Genomic DNA, 13,993 nt, shown 5'->3' on the forward strand with positions numbered 1-13,993 from the left:
TGGCCCGACGAGAGACTCGCCGGGCGCAGACTTACAGCTGTGCCTCTATCTCCTCTATCTCTTTACGCCATTGCGCCTGCAGATGCGGCTTTTGATGCTTCGGCTTACGCGCCAGATCGTCTTCCAGCAGCGTTTCCAGCGCGACCAGCCGTTCGAGCAGATCGTCATACGGCGAGGGTTGAACCGCCGCAGTATCGATGACGGGCGCGGTGGATGTCGCCAGCCCCGCGCTTTCACGCAGGCGCTCAAACACCGCTTCTGCATCGTGCCACTCGCTCAGCTTTCCCTCTTCAATCAGCCAGAAACGGTTGCAGCTTTGGCTAATTAACTGACGGTCGTGGCTGACCAGCAGCACGCCGCCTTCAAACTGCTGAAGGGTTTGCGCCAGCGCCTCTTTGCCTTCCATGTCGAGGTGGTTGGTCGGCTCATCCAGCATCAGCAGGCTATAGCGGGCAAGCGTCAGGCCAACGAACAGCAGGCGCGAGCGTTCGCCACCGCTGAGCGTGCTGACCGTTTGCCCGTGACGCGACCACGGGAAACCCGCGCCTATCAGCGCCATTTTGCGGTTCTGCGGATCCGGTGCGAAAGGCTCCAGCGCGTCGAGCAGCGTGGCGTTGTCCGGCAGCTGATGAAGCGTCTGGTCGTAATAGCCTGGCGACACGCGCGGATGGATTTTCAACCCGCTGTCTGCGGACTCATCGGCAAACTGTTGCCAGATAAGCCTCATCAGCGACGATTTGCCGCAGCCGTTACGACCGACAATCGCCACGCGATCGCCGCTTTTTAGCCGCGCCATTTCGATGTTAAACAGCGGCGGTAGCCCGGGCGCAGGCGGGACGCTGAGGTTTTCCATCTCCAGCAGACGGTCGGCCCGCAGCGCGTCGCCGCGCAGGGTTAACGTCCACTGCCTGCCTGCCGTGAGCGACGTCTGGCTCTCCTTCAGCCGTTCGACCTGTTTTTCCATCTGTTTGGCTTTGCGGGCCAGGTCTTCGTTGTCGTAAACCTTGCCCCAGGTCGCCAGCCGCTTCGCGCTGGCGGTCACGCGGTCGATCTCCTTTTGCTCCGCCTTGTGGCGCTGCGCGTCGCTTTCATCCTTCGCTTCAAGCGCCTTGCGGGCGGCCGTGCAGGGAAGGGCGAAGTAGTGCAGCGTTTTATCGCGCAGGATCCAGCTGCCGTTGGTGACGGCATCCAGCAGCTGTCGGTCATGGGAGACCAGCACGAAGCTGCCTGACCAGTTCTGCAGAAAGTGTTCCAGCCAGAGCATGGTCGGCAAATCAAGGTGGTTGCTGGGTTCATCGAGCAGGAGCAGATCCGGGTCGTGAATCAGCGCCCGCGCCAGCAGCAGGCGGGTGTGCTGCCCGCCGCTCAGCGTGGCGGATTGCAGCGCCATATCCTGAGGCGTGAAGCCCATGCCTGCCAGCAGCGTTTCGGCTTTCCAGCGCAGGCTGTCGCGCTCGGCTAAAGGCAGCTGTGCGAGCACGGCATCCAGCATGGTCAGCGGGAAAATGGCGTCCGGGAGATGTTGCTCCACGCGCGCCATCAGGCAGTGCCCGGCCAGCGCGACCGTGCCGGCGGCGGGGGAGTCAGTGCCGTCCAGCACCTTCAGCAGCGTGCTTTTGCCGCAGCCGTTGTCGCCCAGCAGGCCAATGCGGTCGCCTTTTTTCAGCGTAAAGGAGAGTGAGTCGAAGAGCGTGCCAAACGCCGTATCAACGCGTAAAGATTGTGCAGTGAGTAAAGTGCTCATTGTTGCTTACCCAAGAGTTACAGGCATGTTTATGCCTCGTCAAACATCGCTGACGATAACTCAGTAAGCCCGAGAGAAGGGATTTCAGGGGTTGGTGTCTTCGCTCAAGCAGAAGTTATCGCAGCACGATACCGATAACGCTTGAGCTGGTGCGATCACCAAATGTATGTGAAACATTGAAAATTTCACAGTACAGCATAATTGGCCTCCTTATATATTCAGTAGGTTAATGGATGAAGGGAGTGTAGCGGGGGAAAAGGGGTTTGGCTAGTGGGGGGCGAATCTAATTCCCTCTCCCTTTGGGAGAGGGTTAGGGTGAGGGGAACATACGGCTGTAGTGGTCATTCCGTTCACTTTATGTTCCTTGCTACTCTGTAACGACATGACCTGTGAACGTGCCAGGGTGGCTCAGTCGCCACCACCCTGGCGACCCGTGCTCCCGGCGGTAAATCGCCGCTTCGCGGTGCCCTCGGCTTATTCCTTCCGGCTTATCGGGGACGGGCGGAGGCAACGTCCATGTAAAGCCCGCCCTCTCGGCGCATCCCTGCGCCTCGCCCCGGCCTGCAGGAAACGCCTCAGCGATTTACAGCCGGACCAGGGTATCGCTGTAAGTCATCTATTTTCCGGAAGCAAGATCCATCGCTTCGGGTAGAGAAATTACTGTGGTTCCCTCTCCCAAAGGGAGAGGGAATGGTCGGAAGGCAGAATTAAATCGAGGTACGGCGATAGCTGCGGTATTCAGGCTTCCAGAAGTTGTCGTCGATGGCCTGCTGCAGCGCGTCGGCAGAGGTTTTCACCGCCACGCCCTGCTGCTGCGCCATTTTACCCACCGCAAACGCGATAGCGCGCGACACCTTGTGAATGTCCTTCAGCTCCGGCAGCACCAGCCCTTCACCGTTGTTGACCAGCGGCGAGTAGCCCGCGAGTGTTTCGCTCGCCGACATCAGCATCTCATCGGTAATGCGGGACGCGCCGGAGGCGATCACGCCCAGACCAATGCCCGGGAAGATGTAAGAGTTGTTGCACTGGGCGATCGGATAGGTTTTATCCTTCCATACCACCGGGTCGAACGGGCTGCCGGTGGCGACCAGCGCGTTACCTTCGGTCCAGGCGATGATGTCCTGCGGCGTCGCTTCCACGCGGGAGGTCGGGTTGGAAAGCGGCATCACGATAGGGCGTTCGCAGTGCTTGTGCATCTCGCGAATGATCTCTTCGGTGAAGAGGCCGGTTTGCCCGGAAACGCCGATCAGAATATCCGGCTTCACGTTGCGCACCACGTCCAGCAGGGAAAGGACTTCGTTGTCGGTATCCCAGTTTTTCAGGTTCTCGCGCTTCTGCACCAGCTTGTTCTGGAACGGCAGCAGGTTCGGCATAGCGTCGGTCAGCAGGCCGAAACGGTCAACCATAAAGACGCGGGAGCGGGCCAGCTCTTCGCTTAAGCCTTCGCGCTGCGTCTGGGCGATGATCTGCTCGGCGATGCCACAGCCCGCAGAGCCTGCGCCCAGGAAGACGATTTTCTGGTAGCTCAGCTGGCTGCCGGCTGCGCGGCTGGCGGCGATAAGCGTACCCACGGTCACGGCTGCGGTGCCCTGGATGTCGTCGTTAAAAGAGCAGATCTCATCGCGATAGCGGTTCAGCAGCGGCATCGCGTTTTTCTGCGCGAAGTCTTCAAACTGCAGCAGAACGTCCGGCCAGCGGTGCTTCACGGCCTGGATGAAGTCGTCGACAAACTGATAGTACTCGTCGTCGGTAATGCGCGGATGGCGCCAGCCCATATAGAGCGGATCGTTGAGCAGCTGCTGGTTGTTGGTCCCGACGTCCAGCACCACCGGCAGGGTATACGCCGGGCTGATGCCGCCGCAGGCGGTGTAGAGAGAGAGCTTACCGATTGGGATCCCCATCCCGCCAATGCCCTGGTCGCCGAGGCCGAGAATACGTTCGCCGTCGGTCACCACAATCACTTTGATATTGTGGTTCGGCACGTTCTGCAGAATATCGTCCATGTTGTGGCGGTTCTGATAGGAGATGAAAACTCCGCGTGAACGACGGTAGATCTCTGAGAAACGCTCGCAGGCCGCACCCACCGTCGGGGTGTAGATCACCGGCATCATCTCTTCGAGATGGTTCTGCACCAGGCGATAGAAGAGGGTTTCATTGGTGTCCTGAATGTTGCGCAGGTAGATGTGCTTGTCGATTTCGGTTTTGAAACCCTGATACTGGATCCACGCGCGCTCCGCCTGTTCTTCAATGGTTTCAACCACTTCGGGCAGTAAACCCAGCAGGTTAAAGCTGCTGCGCTCTTCCATGCTGAAGGCACTGCCTTTGTTGAGCAGGGGGAATTCGAGTAAAACCGGTCCGGCGTATGGGATGTATAAGGAACGATGTTTTTTCAGTTTGTTGTCCATGTCACTCACTCTTTTTATGAAGATCCGTCCCTGACACTGCTGTTTGTCATCTTTCTGGCCTGTGCGATGGGGTGCGGTCAGGCGGTATTATAAAGGAGCTAAATATTAATTACCGCAACACATAAACAAAAACACCATCGGGATTACCGATGGTGTTCTGGATCTCAGTCTGGAACTTACTTGCCGGCGTGGCGTTTTCTGCCGGTGGCGTGCGTGACCTGCGTTTCGTGGTCGCCTTCAATCACCACTTTACGCTGATTTGAAAGCTTGTAGTTCAGTCCCAGAATATGGCGTGCCTGACGGTTCGATTTCATGTTAACTCCTCAATCCTGTTGATAGTTTTAAGGACCAGTTTGCTTACGCAAACGAAATGTAACCCCTTAGGTTGCAGATCCAGCTTAGCAGGTTTTTACAAGGGTGCGTTTTGCCCGCTGACGACGTAGTTAATAGTCTGCTGGTAGATGTCACTGAGGATGTCATTATCCGTGGATTCCACCCATTTGGTTAGTTCCATCAAAATGTCATCTTCAGTCACAGCACCGTGCTCGGCGTGAAGACCCTGCGCAATCGCGTTAACGAGTTCAGGTTGTGCTGCTGCGGTATTTGCCGGGTAATAAGTAAACATGCTGCCTCCGTGTCGTTGTCTGTTTAATGGTACGGCTCGCAAAAAATTTAATTCATAAACAGAATGGCAAATATTTTCCCGGTTGTGGTTCAGATTCATCTTAGAAATAAAAATGACATAAGTGCATGCTTTTATGCACTTTTAAAAGGTGTGGCTATATCGACGGGTAACGGCGGGGATATTTTGGCGGGGCTCCTGCTATCGCGGAAATATAGCAGGAGCCGTTTTTAAATTACCACTTCATTTCGCCAGTATTCACTTTGGCGCTTAATTCCAGCGAGCTTTCATCAGCCAGGCCCGGATACTGTTTTTTCAGGGTATTGATAACGCCTGCGGAATCTTTATGCGCGGCTAAAGCCTTTTCAAAGCGCTGCAGATAGTCGCGGGTAAAATCAATCGCGCCAGTGCCCGCTGGTGGGGTGCCCAGGTAGTGGCCCGGGATCACGCGCTCGGGTTTGTGCGCGGCCATATGCTCCAGCGTTTCCTGCCACTGCTTGCGGCTTTCCGGCGTCTGGGTGTCTGCCGTCCAGACGTGAATGCCCCAGGCTACCCCGGTGCCGCCGAGGATCGTTTTTGCTGAGGGGATCCACACATAGGCCGCGTAGCTGTCTGACTGCTCGATATCGACCTTTTCCCCGTCAACCATGAACGTGGTGGAGGCAAGAACCTGCGGGACAACCAGCTCCGTTGGCGCGCCGTCCTTCATCTGCGGCCCCCAGAAGGCGAGCTTGGCATCTTTGGTGGCTTTAATATGGTCAACCACATGCTGCGTGGCCACCACTTTGGCATTCGGGAAGGCTTTGACCAGCGGCTGCAGGCCAAAATAGAAATCCGGATCGCCGGAGGTGATCACAATCTTATTCAGGGTTTTACCGCTGCGGCGGATTTTTTCTACCAGCGCTTCGCCATCCTTCACGCTGAACTGCGCGTCAAACAGCACCGCCTCTTTCGGACCGGAAACCAGCGTGGAGGAGACCGGGAAAATGCCTTTTTCCTGCGGGTTCCAGGTATCAATGGTTAACGGCGCGGCAAAAACAGCTGGAGTGAAAAGGGTGGAAAGCAGGGCAAGATGAGTGAATTTCATGCTGTTGTCTCTGTTGTTCAGGAATGTGTCTATTGTACGGATATTCGCATTTGCCAGAATTCCTGAAACAAGACATGCTTAGTTTCATAAATCGAGCAAATGGAGCTTTTATGGATCGCGTTATCGCCGCTCAGGTCTACAACCGGATATGCGAGCTGGGCAGTTTGAGCGCGGCGGCCCGCGCGTTGGGCATTTCCCGACCGATGGTGAGCCGCTACCTTGAACAAATGGAGAAGTGGGCGGGGACGCGGCTGGTAAACCGCTCCACGCGCAAGCTGACGCTGACCGCGGCAGGGGAAAAGGTGCTGCAAAAAACGCGGACGCTCTCGCAGATTTCGCAGGAAATCGAGGGCCAGTCGGAGAAAGATCTGCCGTCCGGCACGCTGCGGGTGGCCTGCGCCCATTTTACCGCCATGCACCTGATTGCGCCGGTCCTGCCTGAGCTGCTCTCGCGCTACCCGCAGCTGCGCATTGAGCTGGACGTGAACAACCACCCGGTCAGCCTGGTGGGAGAGCGCATTGATGTCGCCGTGCGCATTACCGACAACCCCGAACCCGGCATGATTGCCCGCCGGCTGGGGGAATGTCGCTCGGTGCTCTGCGCCTCGCCGGCGTATCTGGCACAGCACGGTATCCCCGTCAGCCCTGAAGAATTAGCGCAGCACAACTGTCTGCACTACAGCTTTTTTGCCGGGCAGTCCTGGCACTTCCTGACGCCGGAAGGGGAAAGCCTGAGCGTGGCCGTCAGCGGCAACCTGAGCGCCAGCATCTCTTCACTGTTGATGGACGCGGCGATCAAGCACTGCGGTATTGCCATGCTGCCGGAGCGCGAAGCGTCTGCCGCGCTGGAACAGGGGTTGCTGGTGCCGGTGCTGGAGGCGCTTGAGCCGAAACCGCTTGCCATCCATGGCATTTATCAGTCCCGGGAATACCAGCCTGCCGCGCTGCGCGTGTTCCTTGACGAACTGTCGCGCTACCTGGCATAAGAAGGTATTACTTCGCCTTTAGCCAGGGAGACGTCGTGCTCCAGAAAATAATATCGGCACCGAGATAACTTTCGCCGAAGCGGACAAATTCCGCTTTGGTGAACGGTTTTCCGGTCTGAGGATTCTTATAGGTCAGGGTCGGTTCCTGAACCGCCATGGCGATGAGCGGCAGCGTCTGTTTATTTTTATGGAAGAAGGGATAGGCATTCTTCATGTGTGCCTTGCGGTTGGGAACAATGTCCGGCCCACCCAGGCCGATATTGTTGGCGCCGGCATACGCAAACAGTCGCCCCATGTAGTTGTGGTCATTATCCCATTCGCACGGCCAGAAGTTCACGTACTGCACCACGCGTGATTTCTGAAAAGCCTTTCGCGCAAAGGCCAGGTTTTCCATTTCACCCGCGAAATAGCTGTCGCAGGTAAATCCGGCGGGCGGATTTTTTTCGTCGATATCAATGGCGGTTTCGGGCAGATTTACCCCATACACCTTTCCATCAAAGCGTTTCGCGAGGGCGGCCAGCAGCGCCTGGTAGCGCTGGCGCACGGCAGGATCCCACTGACGCGCCACCCACCCTGAACCGACCGGCTTGCCTTCGCCGGGGTTATCGAACTGCGGCGCAATCCCGCCACCGTACTGCGTGTCGTGCATCAGATAGTCCGGAACGTAGCGGGCGTCCGGCTCAAAGAAACGATCCTGGATTTGAATAAAGAGCTTTTTTCCGGCGGCCTCAACGCGCGCCAGATCCTGTTCAATCCGCGAGAAGTCATAGCTGTCCTTCTCGGGTTCCAGCAGGCGCCAGTTGTAAACGATCTGCACGCCGCCGATATCGTTTCGCGCAACGAGCGGAAACGCCGCGTCGAGATCGCCAGAGCTGGTATAGATAAAGTTCTCCGGCGTTTTCGCCAGTGAAGAGAGCGACAGAGCCAGCGTGGTGACGGCAACGGCCATCCTGATTTTTAGCGCCATATCATTATCCTTTTTGTCGGTACAGCAGGTGAAAGTCCCGGAATTGTCTGTGTTCCAGGGTGGGGCAGATGCGTAGTCTATACTTAACCCTTTGTAAGCCAAAAGGAGAGCAAGAATGACTATTCATAAGCACGGTTCGGCACACTGGTCTGGCGACATTAAGCGCGGAAAAGGAACGGTTTCCACCGAGAGCGGCGTTCTCAATCAGCAGCCTTATGGTTTCAATACCCGCTTTGAGGGCGAAAAGGGGACCAACCCCGAAGAGCTGATTGGCGCGGCACATGCGGCCTGCTTCTCAATGGCGCTGTCGCTGATGCTCGGCGAAGCGGGTTATACCGCCGATTCCATTGATACCACGGCGGACGTCTCTCTGGATAAAACCGACGGCGGCTTTGCCATCACTAAGGTTGCCCTGAAAAGCAAGGTGACCGTTCCAGGCATCGCCCCGCAGCAGTTCGACGGCATTATTCAGAAAGCAAAAGCGGGCTGTCCGGTCTCGCAGCTCCTGAAAGCTGAGATTACGCTGGACTATAAGCTTAATTAAACCGCAGCCGGGTTTGCGCCCGGCTATCCCTTCAGCGCGGCGGGGAACACCTCCGCCAGCCAGGCGATAAATACCTTCAGCCTGTGCGTCAAATGCCGGTTCTGCGGGTAAACCACATGAAACGGATAGGCGGCAGGGCGCCAGCCGCCCAGGATAGCCGCCAGAGTTCCCGCCTGCAAATACGCCTTTGCCGAATACTCAAAGGTTTGAACGATCCCCAGCCCCGCCGCGGCAGCCGCCAGATGGGCATTACTTTCATTGACGCCGAGATAGTGCGGAATGTTGATTTCCAGCGCCTCGCCGTTCTGCCGGAAGCGAAACGGAAACGGCCGTCCGGTTACGGGCGAGAGATAGCTAATCAGCTTGTGGCCGTTGCACAGCTCCTGCGGATAGGCCGGGACGCCGTGATTTTTCAGGTAACCCGGCGTCGCGCAGGTGACCATTTCGGCGTTACCGAGATGACGGGCGATGAGAGTTGAGTCGTCCAGCGGACCGCCGCGAATCACGCAGTCTACGTTACCGCTGATGAGATCGACCGGCCGGTCGGCCACGCCAAGGTCGATGCGGATCTCAGGGTAGCGCTGCATAAATTCCGGAAGCAGGGGAATGAGCACGTCCCGGGCGGTGGAGCCGCCCACGTCAACCCGCAAATGCCCTTTTGGCGTCGCGCGGGAAACGCGAAACGAGGTGTCGATATCTTCGATATCAATCAGCACCCTGAGCGCTTTTTCATAGTATTCCATCCCTTCAGGCGTCGCGACCACCCGGCGAGTGGTCCGGTGCAGAAGGCGTATCTCCAGGTGCGACTCAAGCGATTTGACCAGCTTGCTCAGCGTGGCGATCGGCATATTCAGCGAGTCCGCCGCGCGGGTAAAGCTGCCGGACTCCACGACCCGCGTAAAGGCGCGCATCGCCATGAGCTGGTCCATGATGACCTCGAATTATTTCTGTATGTGAATAGTCATTTTCATTTTTGCCCATTTTTCACTAATGCCGCAAGGGCTAAAGTTTGTCCAACGCGAGCGAAAGCGCGCACCACAAACCCAACAAAAGGTAAATGACATGAACACGACTCTCTCAGGAAAAATCGCACTGGTCACCGGCGGCAGCACCGGTATTGGTCTTGCCACGGCGCAGGAGCTGGCGGCGCAGGGCGCGAAGGTGTACATCACCGGTCGTCGTCAGGCCGAACTGGACGCCGCGGTAGCAGAGATTGCTTCTGACGCCGTGGGCATTCGCGCGGACGTTTCAAAGCTTGCCGATCTGGATGAGGTTTATGCCCGGATAGCCAAAGATGAAGGCCGTCTTGATATCCTGTTCGCCAATGCCGGTGGCGGCGATATGCTGCCGCTGGGCGCGATCACCGAAGAGCAGTTTGACCGGATTTTCGGCACCAACGTCCGCGGAGTGCTGTTCACGGTGCAGAAGGCGCTGCCGCTGCTCTCCGCCGGATCGTCGATTATTCTGACCGGCTCGACGGTCTCCGTTAAAGGGACGGCCAACTTCAGCGTCTACAGCGCCAGCAAGGCCGCCGTGCGCAACTTTGCCCGCTCCTGGGCGCTGGATTTGCAGGGCCGCGGGATCCGCGTCAACGTGGTGAGCCCGGGCCCGATCAAAACGCCAGGTCTCGGCGATCTGGTGCCGGAAGAACACCGTCAGGGGCTGTACGACGCGCTGGCCGCCCAGGTACCGCTGGGGCGTTTAGGCGCGCCGGGCGAGGTGGGTAAAGCGGTGGCGTTTCTGGCCTCCGACGCGGCCAGCTTTATTAACGCCATCGAGCTGTTTGTGGACGGCGGAATGGCGCAAATCTAATCCAGACTGCGCCAGCAGCGGACGTTACGGCCCTCGCGTGAGGGCTGTAGCGGCTGGGGACGTTCACACCCCTGCGTTGCTATCGGACAACGGTCGCGGAAAAAACAGCCCTCGGGCATGTGACGGTTGCCGGGAAGCTCCGTTTTGCGTAACGCCAGATTTTCATCCAGCGGTTCACCGGTGCGGGGAACCGAGTCGAGCAGCAGACGGGTATAGGGATGGCGCGGCTCGCCAAGCACCTGCGCGGCGCTGCCCAGCTCCACAATCTGCCCGAGGTACATCACCGCCACCCGGTCGCTCATGTGCCTGACCACCGAGACGTTATGCGAGATTAACACGTAGGTCAGATTACGCTGCTGTTGCAGGTTCACCAGCAGGTTGAGGATTTGCGCCTGCACGGAGATATCCAGCGCGCTGGTGGGTTCATCAAGCACGATAATATCGGGATCGGACGAGAGCGCCCGGGCGATGGCGATGCGCTGGCGCTGCCCGCCGGAGAAGGCGTGCGGAAGCCTGTCGAGGTATTCCGGGCGAATGCCCACCTGCAGCGCCAGATCCTCCGCCAGCTGACGGCGCTCGCGCTCGCTGCTGCGTTTTTGCACCCACACCGGCTCGGTGATGATGCGCCAGACCGGCAATCGCGGGTCGAGCGACGAGAGCGGATCCTGAAACACCATCTGCATGCCGCCCGCGTGGTGCGCCCGCTGGCAGGCGCCGGTGCTGGGCGTAAGCATGCCCATCAGCAGCTGGGCCAGCGTGCTTTTCCCGCAGCCGGATTCACCGACAATGCCCAGCGTTTCCCCCCGGCGGATCTGCAGATCGAGCCCATTGAGGGCATGGACCTGTTCCGTCACGCGGCCCAGCCAGTTTTTGCGCGCCGCAAAGTTCACGTGCACGCTATCCAGTTCCAGCAGTACATCAGACATGGTGTTTCTCCCGTTGTGGATACCAGCAGGCAGCCTGTTGGCCCTCTGCACCGTTGGGCTGTAAGCGCGGCGTTTCGCTGCATTTCGCCCCGGCGGCAAAGCAGCGCTCGCGGAAAGCGCATCCCGGCGGAAGCTGGCTGAGGTTGGGCACCGTGCCGGGGATGGCGGGAAGCAGGTCGCGCGGCTGGCCGTTTTCCGGCGCGCACCGCAGAAGGCCGATGGAGTAGGGATGCACGGGTCGGTGGATCAGCGTTTGCGTGGCACCGCTCTCGATCACGCTCCCGGCATACATCACGTACATCCTGTCGCAGAGCTGCGACACCACGGCCATATCGTGGCTGATAAACAACACCGAGGTCCCGCTGGCCCGCGCCTTGTGCTTCAGCAGGCGCAGCACCTGGAGCTGGACGGTAACGTCCAGCGCGGTGGTCGGCTCGTCGGCGATGATCAGCTCCGGCTCGCAGGAGAAGGCAAGGGCGATCATCACCCGCTGGCGCATGCCGCCGGAGAGTTCAAACGGATAACGCTCCATGACCTGCTTCGCGTCCGGGATTTGCATCTCTTCCAGCAGGGCAATCGCCTTCTGCTGCGCCTCGCGCCGCGAAAGCGGCTGATGCTGGCGGATCACCTCCACCATCTGTTTGCCAATCCGCCGCGTCGGGTTGAGGGCGGTCATCGGCTCCTGAAAAATCATCGCCACTCGTGCACCGCGCCACTGGCGAAGCTGTTTCTCGGACGCCGTCAGGACGTTTTCGCCGAGTAACTTCACCTGTCCGTTATGAATGCGGTAGCTCCCTTCCGGCAACAGCCGCATGGCGAGCATGGCGGTCACGGATTTACCCGATCCCGACTCGCCCACCACGCCGACGATTTCGCCCCTGCCGATCTCCAGCGAGACGTGGTTCAGCGCGTGGACCTCACCGCGAAAAATCGGGAAGCTCAGGTGCAGGTCCTCAATACGTAATACCGGTTCGGTCATCACTGTTTTCCTCCCGATTTCGGATCCAGCAGATCGCGGATACCGTCGCCAAACAGGTTAAAGCCTACGGCGGTAATCAAAATTGCTGCACCGGGAAAGGCGCAGTACCACCACTGGTCCAGGACGTAGTTACGGCCAACGGCCACCATCGCGCCCCATTCGGCGGTCGGCTGCTGCGCGCCCAGGCCGATAAACCCCAGCGTGGCGGCCATCAGAATGGCGCTGCCGATGTCCAGCGAAGCCTGCACAATCAGCGGCGGAAGGGCGTTGCGCAGGATATGCCAGCGGATCAAATGCCAGCGGGACGCGCCAAACGTGCGGGCGGCCTGAACGTAGGTAAACTGGCGCACCACCAGGGTTTGCCCGCGCGCCAGGCGGACGTAAAACGGGATGCGGACAATCGCAATCGCCAGCATGGCGTTGAACAGGCTCGGCCCGAGCGCGGCGGCCAGCGCCATGGTCAGCACCAGGGAGGGAATGGAGAGCATGATATCCATCACCCGCATGATGATGGCGTCGCCGCGCCCGCCCAGCACGCCGGAAAAACAGCCCAGCAGTGAGCCAATGCCGCCCGCAATCGCCACCACCGCCAGCCCGGCGGTAATCGACTGCTGGCTGCCCGTCAGCACGCGGCTGAACAGGTCGCGTCCCACCTCATCGGTACCAAACCAGTGTTGTGCAGACGGCGCCTGCAGGCGGGCAGTCAGATCCAGCGCGTTCGGGTCATGCGGCACGATCCACGGCGAAGCCACCATCAGAAAGAGCATCGCAATCATAATGACGCCGCCAACGATCGTGAGCGGGCTTTGACGCAGCATCCAGAACAGCTTTGCCCAGTTGATGCGTTGTCCGGCGGTTTTAGCCGGGGCGGGCGTTTCCTGCGTTAACATCATTCGGCACCTCCGCGCCCGATTCGCGGGTCAATCCACAGGTAAAGCAGATCGACCACCAGATTAACCAGCACGTAGGCCAGCGAAACGACGACGGCAAAGCCCATCACGGCAGGGAAATCGAGCGCCTGAATGGACGTCACCACCCAGGCGCCCATGCCCGGCCAGGCAAAGACGGTTTCGGTCAGCACGGCGCCGTAAAGCAGATCGCCCAGCGCCAGCCCGAGCACGGTAATGGACGGGATCATCGCATTCGGCAGAGCGTAGCGCAGGACGATGTACCAGCCGGGCAGTCCGCTGGCGCGCGCGGTGCGGATGTAGTCCTCGCTGAGCTGCTCCAGCATCGCCGAACGGACCTGGCGCGCCACGATCCCCAGGTGAACAAACGCCAGCGTCAGCGAGGGTAAAATCAGGTGCTGAAGCGCGTTGAAAAAGACCTCACCGTTGCCCTCCAGCAGCGCGTCCAGCAGATAAAAGCCGGTGACGTGCGTCGGCGGATCGAGCCAGTCGTCCAGCCTGCCGCCGCCCGGGAGGATCTGCAGGTGCCCGTAGAACAGCACGATGACGCCCAGCCCAAGCCAGAAGGCCGGCGTGGAGATCCCGGTCATCGCCATTAAACGCACCAGGTGATCCAGCCAGCGGTTGCGGTACACCGCGGACAAAATCCCCAGAGGCACGCCGATGACGAGCGCCAGCAGCAGAGAACAAAAGGCCAGCTCCAGCGTGGCAGGGAAAAAGGCCTTCAGGTCTTCCGCGACCGGGCGTCCGGTACGGATGGACGTGCCTAAATCACCATGGGCCAGAGCGTCCACGTAGCGGCCAAACTGAACATACAGGGGCTGGTCCAGCCCTAGCTGCTGGCGGATGTTCTGCACGATTTCGTCGCTGGCGCGGTCGCCGGCCAGCAGACGGGCCGGATCGCCGGGGATCAGGTGTGAAATAATAAAGGTGATAATACAGACACCGGCCACCACCAGGATTAACCCCCAGCAGCGCTGGCGCACTATGCTCCAGAACGTCATACGCTTTCC

The 13,993-nt window shown here is 59.1% G+C and carries 14 protein-coding genes; 3 read left to right on the forward strand and 11 right to left on the reverse strand.

Annotated elements, in window-relative coordinates:
* Nucleotides 1-31: 31 nt before the first annotated feature.
* From WM95_RS14150 to WM95_RS14175, 5 genes are all read right to left on the reverse strand, one after another.
* A complete protein-coding gene (locus WM95_RS14150) occupies nt 32-1,744 on the reverse strand; it encodes an ABC-F family ATP-binding cassette domain-containing protein (protein ID WP_063409230.1) in 1,713 nt (570 codons plus the stop codon).
* Between the two features lie 707 nt (nt 1,745-2,451).
* Nucleotides 2,452-4,149 (reverse strand): NAD-dependent malic enzyme, encoded by a 1,698-nt coding sequence (locus tag WM95_RS14160; protein ID WP_023311897.1) that lies wholly within the window; start codon nt 4,147-4,149, stop codon nt 2,452-2,454.
* Nucleotides 4,150-4,325: 176 nt separating this feature from the next.
* Nucleotides 4,326-4,463: a stationary-phase-induced ribosome-associated protein gene (gene sra / locus WM95_RS14165; RefSeq protein WP_008501714.1), complete on the reverse strand. Its 138-nt coding sequence runs from the start codon at nt 4,461-4,463 to the stop codon at nt 4,326-4,328.
* A 95-nt stretch (nt 4,464-4,558) separates the two neighbouring features.
* A complete protein-coding gene (gene bdm, locus WM95_RS14170) occupies nt 4,559-4,774 on the reverse strand; it encodes a biofilm-dependent modulation protein (protein WP_013096534.1) in 216 nt (71 codons plus the stop codon).
* Between the two features lie 232 nt (nt 4,775-5,006).
* Nucleotides 5,007-5,858, reverse strand: a complete 852-nt coding sequence (locus tag WM95_RS14175) for a Vmh family MBL fold metallo-hydrolase (RefSeq protein ID WP_063409231.1) — start codon at nt 5,856-5,858, stop codon at nt 5,007-5,009.
* 110 nt (nt 5,859-5,968) lie between these two features.
* Here WM95_RS14175 and WM95_RS14180 point away from each other — a divergent pair, with 110 nt between their 5' ends.
* Entirely contained in the window at nt 5,969-6,844 is an 876-nt protein-coding gene (locus WM95_RS14180) for a LysR family transcriptional regulator (RefSeq protein ID WP_063409232.1), read from the forward strand.
* 7 nt (nt 6,845-6,851) lie between these two features.
* Here WM95_RS14180 and WM95_RS14185 read toward each other — a convergent pair whose 3' ends face one another.
* Nucleotides 6,852-7,811 (reverse strand): hypothetical protein, encoded by a 960-nt coding sequence (locus tag WM95_RS14185; RefSeq protein WP_063409233.1) that lies wholly within the window; start codon nt 7,809-7,811, stop codon nt 6,852-6,854.
* Between the two features lie 115 nt (nt 7,812-7,926).
* Between WM95_RS14185 and WM95_RS14190 the strand changes: the two genes are divergently transcribed.
* The gene (locus WM95_RS14190; RefSeq protein ID WP_023311893.1) at nt 7,927-8,355 is read left to right on the forward strand and encodes an OsmC family protein; all 429 of its coding nucleotides are present in this window, start codon (nt 7,927-7,929) and stop codon (nt 8,353-8,355) included.
* Between the two features lie 23 nt (nt 8,356-8,378).
* On the opposite strand, the gene WM95_RS14195 is transcribed toward WM95_RS14190, so the two are convergent.
* Nucleotides 8,379-9,284 (reverse strand): LysR family transcriptional regulator, encoded by a 906-nt coding sequence (locus tag WM95_RS14195; RefSeq protein ID WP_063409234.1) that lies wholly within the window; start codon nt 9,282-9,284, stop codon nt 8,379-8,381.
* Nucleotides 9,285-9,417: 133 nt separating this feature from the next.
* Between WM95_RS14195 and WM95_RS14200 the strand changes: the two genes are divergently transcribed.
* Complete coding sequence (locus tag WM95_RS14200) at nt 9,418-10,167, forward strand: SDR family NAD(P)-dependent oxidoreductase (protein ID WP_023311891.1); 750 nt, start codon at nt 9,418-9,420, stop codon at nt 10,165-10,167.
* On the opposite strand, the gene WM95_RS14205 is transcribed toward WM95_RS14200, so the two are convergent.
* From WM95_RS14205 to WM95_RS14220, 4 genes are read right to left on the reverse strand one after another with little or no spacing between them, the layout of a single operon-like run.
* Nucleotides 10,164-11,093 (reverse strand): oligopeptide/dipeptide ABC transporter ATP-binding protein, encoded by a 930-nt coding sequence (locus WM95_RS14205; RefSeq protein WP_088544812.1) that lies wholly within the window; start codon nt 11,091-11,093, stop codon nt 10,164-10,166. The two genes, WM95_RS14200 and WM95_RS14205, sit on opposite strands and share 4 nt — an antisense overlap.
* The gene (locus WM95_RS14210; protein WP_063409236.1) at nt 11,086-12,072 is read right to left on the reverse strand and encodes an ABC transporter ATP-binding protein; all 987 of its coding nucleotides are present in this window, start codon (nt 12,070-12,072) and stop codon (nt 11,086-11,088) included. The genes WM95_RS14205 and WM95_RS14210 overlap by 8 nt, the downstream gene beginning before the upstream one ends.
* Complete coding sequence (gene ddpC, locus WM95_RS14215) at nt 12,072-12,965, reverse strand: D,D-dipeptide ABC transporter permease (RefSeq protein WP_063409237.1); 894 nt, start codon at nt 12,963-12,965, stop codon at nt 12,072-12,074. The genes WM95_RS14210 and ddpC overlap by 1 nt, the downstream gene beginning before the upstream one ends.
* Entirely contained in the window at nt 12,962-13,984 is a 1,023-nt protein-coding gene (locus WM95_RS14220; RefSeq protein ID WP_033145620.1) for an ABC transporter permease, read from the reverse strand. Before WM95_RS14220 ends, ddpC begins: the two co-directional genes overlap by 4 nt.
* Nucleotides 13,985-13,993: the final 9 nt, after the last annotated feature.

It is taken from the genome of Enterobacter cloacae complex sp. ECNIH7 (assembly GCF_002208095.1).
GTDB classification, from domain to species: domain Bacteria; phylum Pseudomonadota; class Gammaproteobacteria; order Enterobacterales; family Enterobacteriaceae; genus Enterobacter; species Enterobacter cloacae_M.

Bases quoted from the DNA above. Each gene is read 5' to 3' on its own strand.
- WM95_RS14150 (WP_063409230.1), bottom strand. From the start codon at position 1,744: ATGAGCACTTTACTCACTGCACAATCTTTACGCGTTGATACGGCGTTT.
- WM95_RS14160 (WP_023311897.1), bottom strand. From the start codon at position 4,149: ATGGACAACAAACTGAAAAAACATCGTTCCTTATACATCCCATACGCC.
- sra (WP_008501714.1), bottom strand. From the start codon at position 4,463: ATGAAATCGAACCGTCAGGCACGCCATATTCTGGGACTGAACTACAAG.
- bdm (WP_013096534.1), bottom strand. From the start codon at position 4,774: ATGTTTACTTATTACCCGGCAAATACCGCAGCAGCACAACCTGAACTC.
- WM95_RS14175 (WP_063409231.1), bottom strand. From the start codon at position 5,858: ATGAAATTCACTCATCTTGCCCTGCTTTCCACCCTTTTCACTCCAGCT.
- WM95_RS14180 (WP_063409232.1), top strand. From the start codon at position 5,969: ATGGATCGCGTTATCGCCGCTCAGGTCTACAACCGGATATGCGAGCTG.
- WM95_RS14185 (WP_063409233.1), bottom strand. From the start codon at position 7,811: ATGGCGCTAAAAATCAGGATGGCCGTTGCCGTCACCACGCTGGCTCTG.
- WM95_RS14190 (WP_023311893.1), top strand. From the start codon at position 7,927: ATGACTATTCATAAGCACGGTTCGGCACACTGGTCTGGCGACATTAAG.
- WM95_RS14195 (WP_063409234.1), bottom strand. From the start codon at position 9,284: ATGGACCAGCTCATGGCGATGCGCGCCTTTACGCGGGTCGTGGAGTCC.
- WM95_RS14200 (WP_023311891.1), top strand. From the start codon at position 9,418: ATGAACACGACTCTCTCAGGAAAAATCGCACTGGTCACCGGCGGCAGC.
- WM95_RS14205 (WP_088544812.1), bottom strand. From the start codon at position 11,093: ATGTCTGATGTACTGCTGGAACTGGATAGCGTGCACGTGAACTTTGCG.
- WM95_RS14210 (WP_063409236.1), bottom strand. From the start codon at position 12,072: ATGACCGAACCGGTATTACGTATTGAGGACCTGCACCTGAGCTTCCCG.
- ddpC (WP_063409237.1), bottom strand. From the start codon at position 12,965: ATGATGTTAACGCAGGAAACGCCCGCCCCGGCTAAAACCGCCGGACAA.
- WM95_RS14220 (WP_033145620.1), bottom strand. From the start codon at position 13,984: ATGACGTTCTGGAGCATAGTGCGCCAGCGCTGCTGGGGGTTAATCCTG.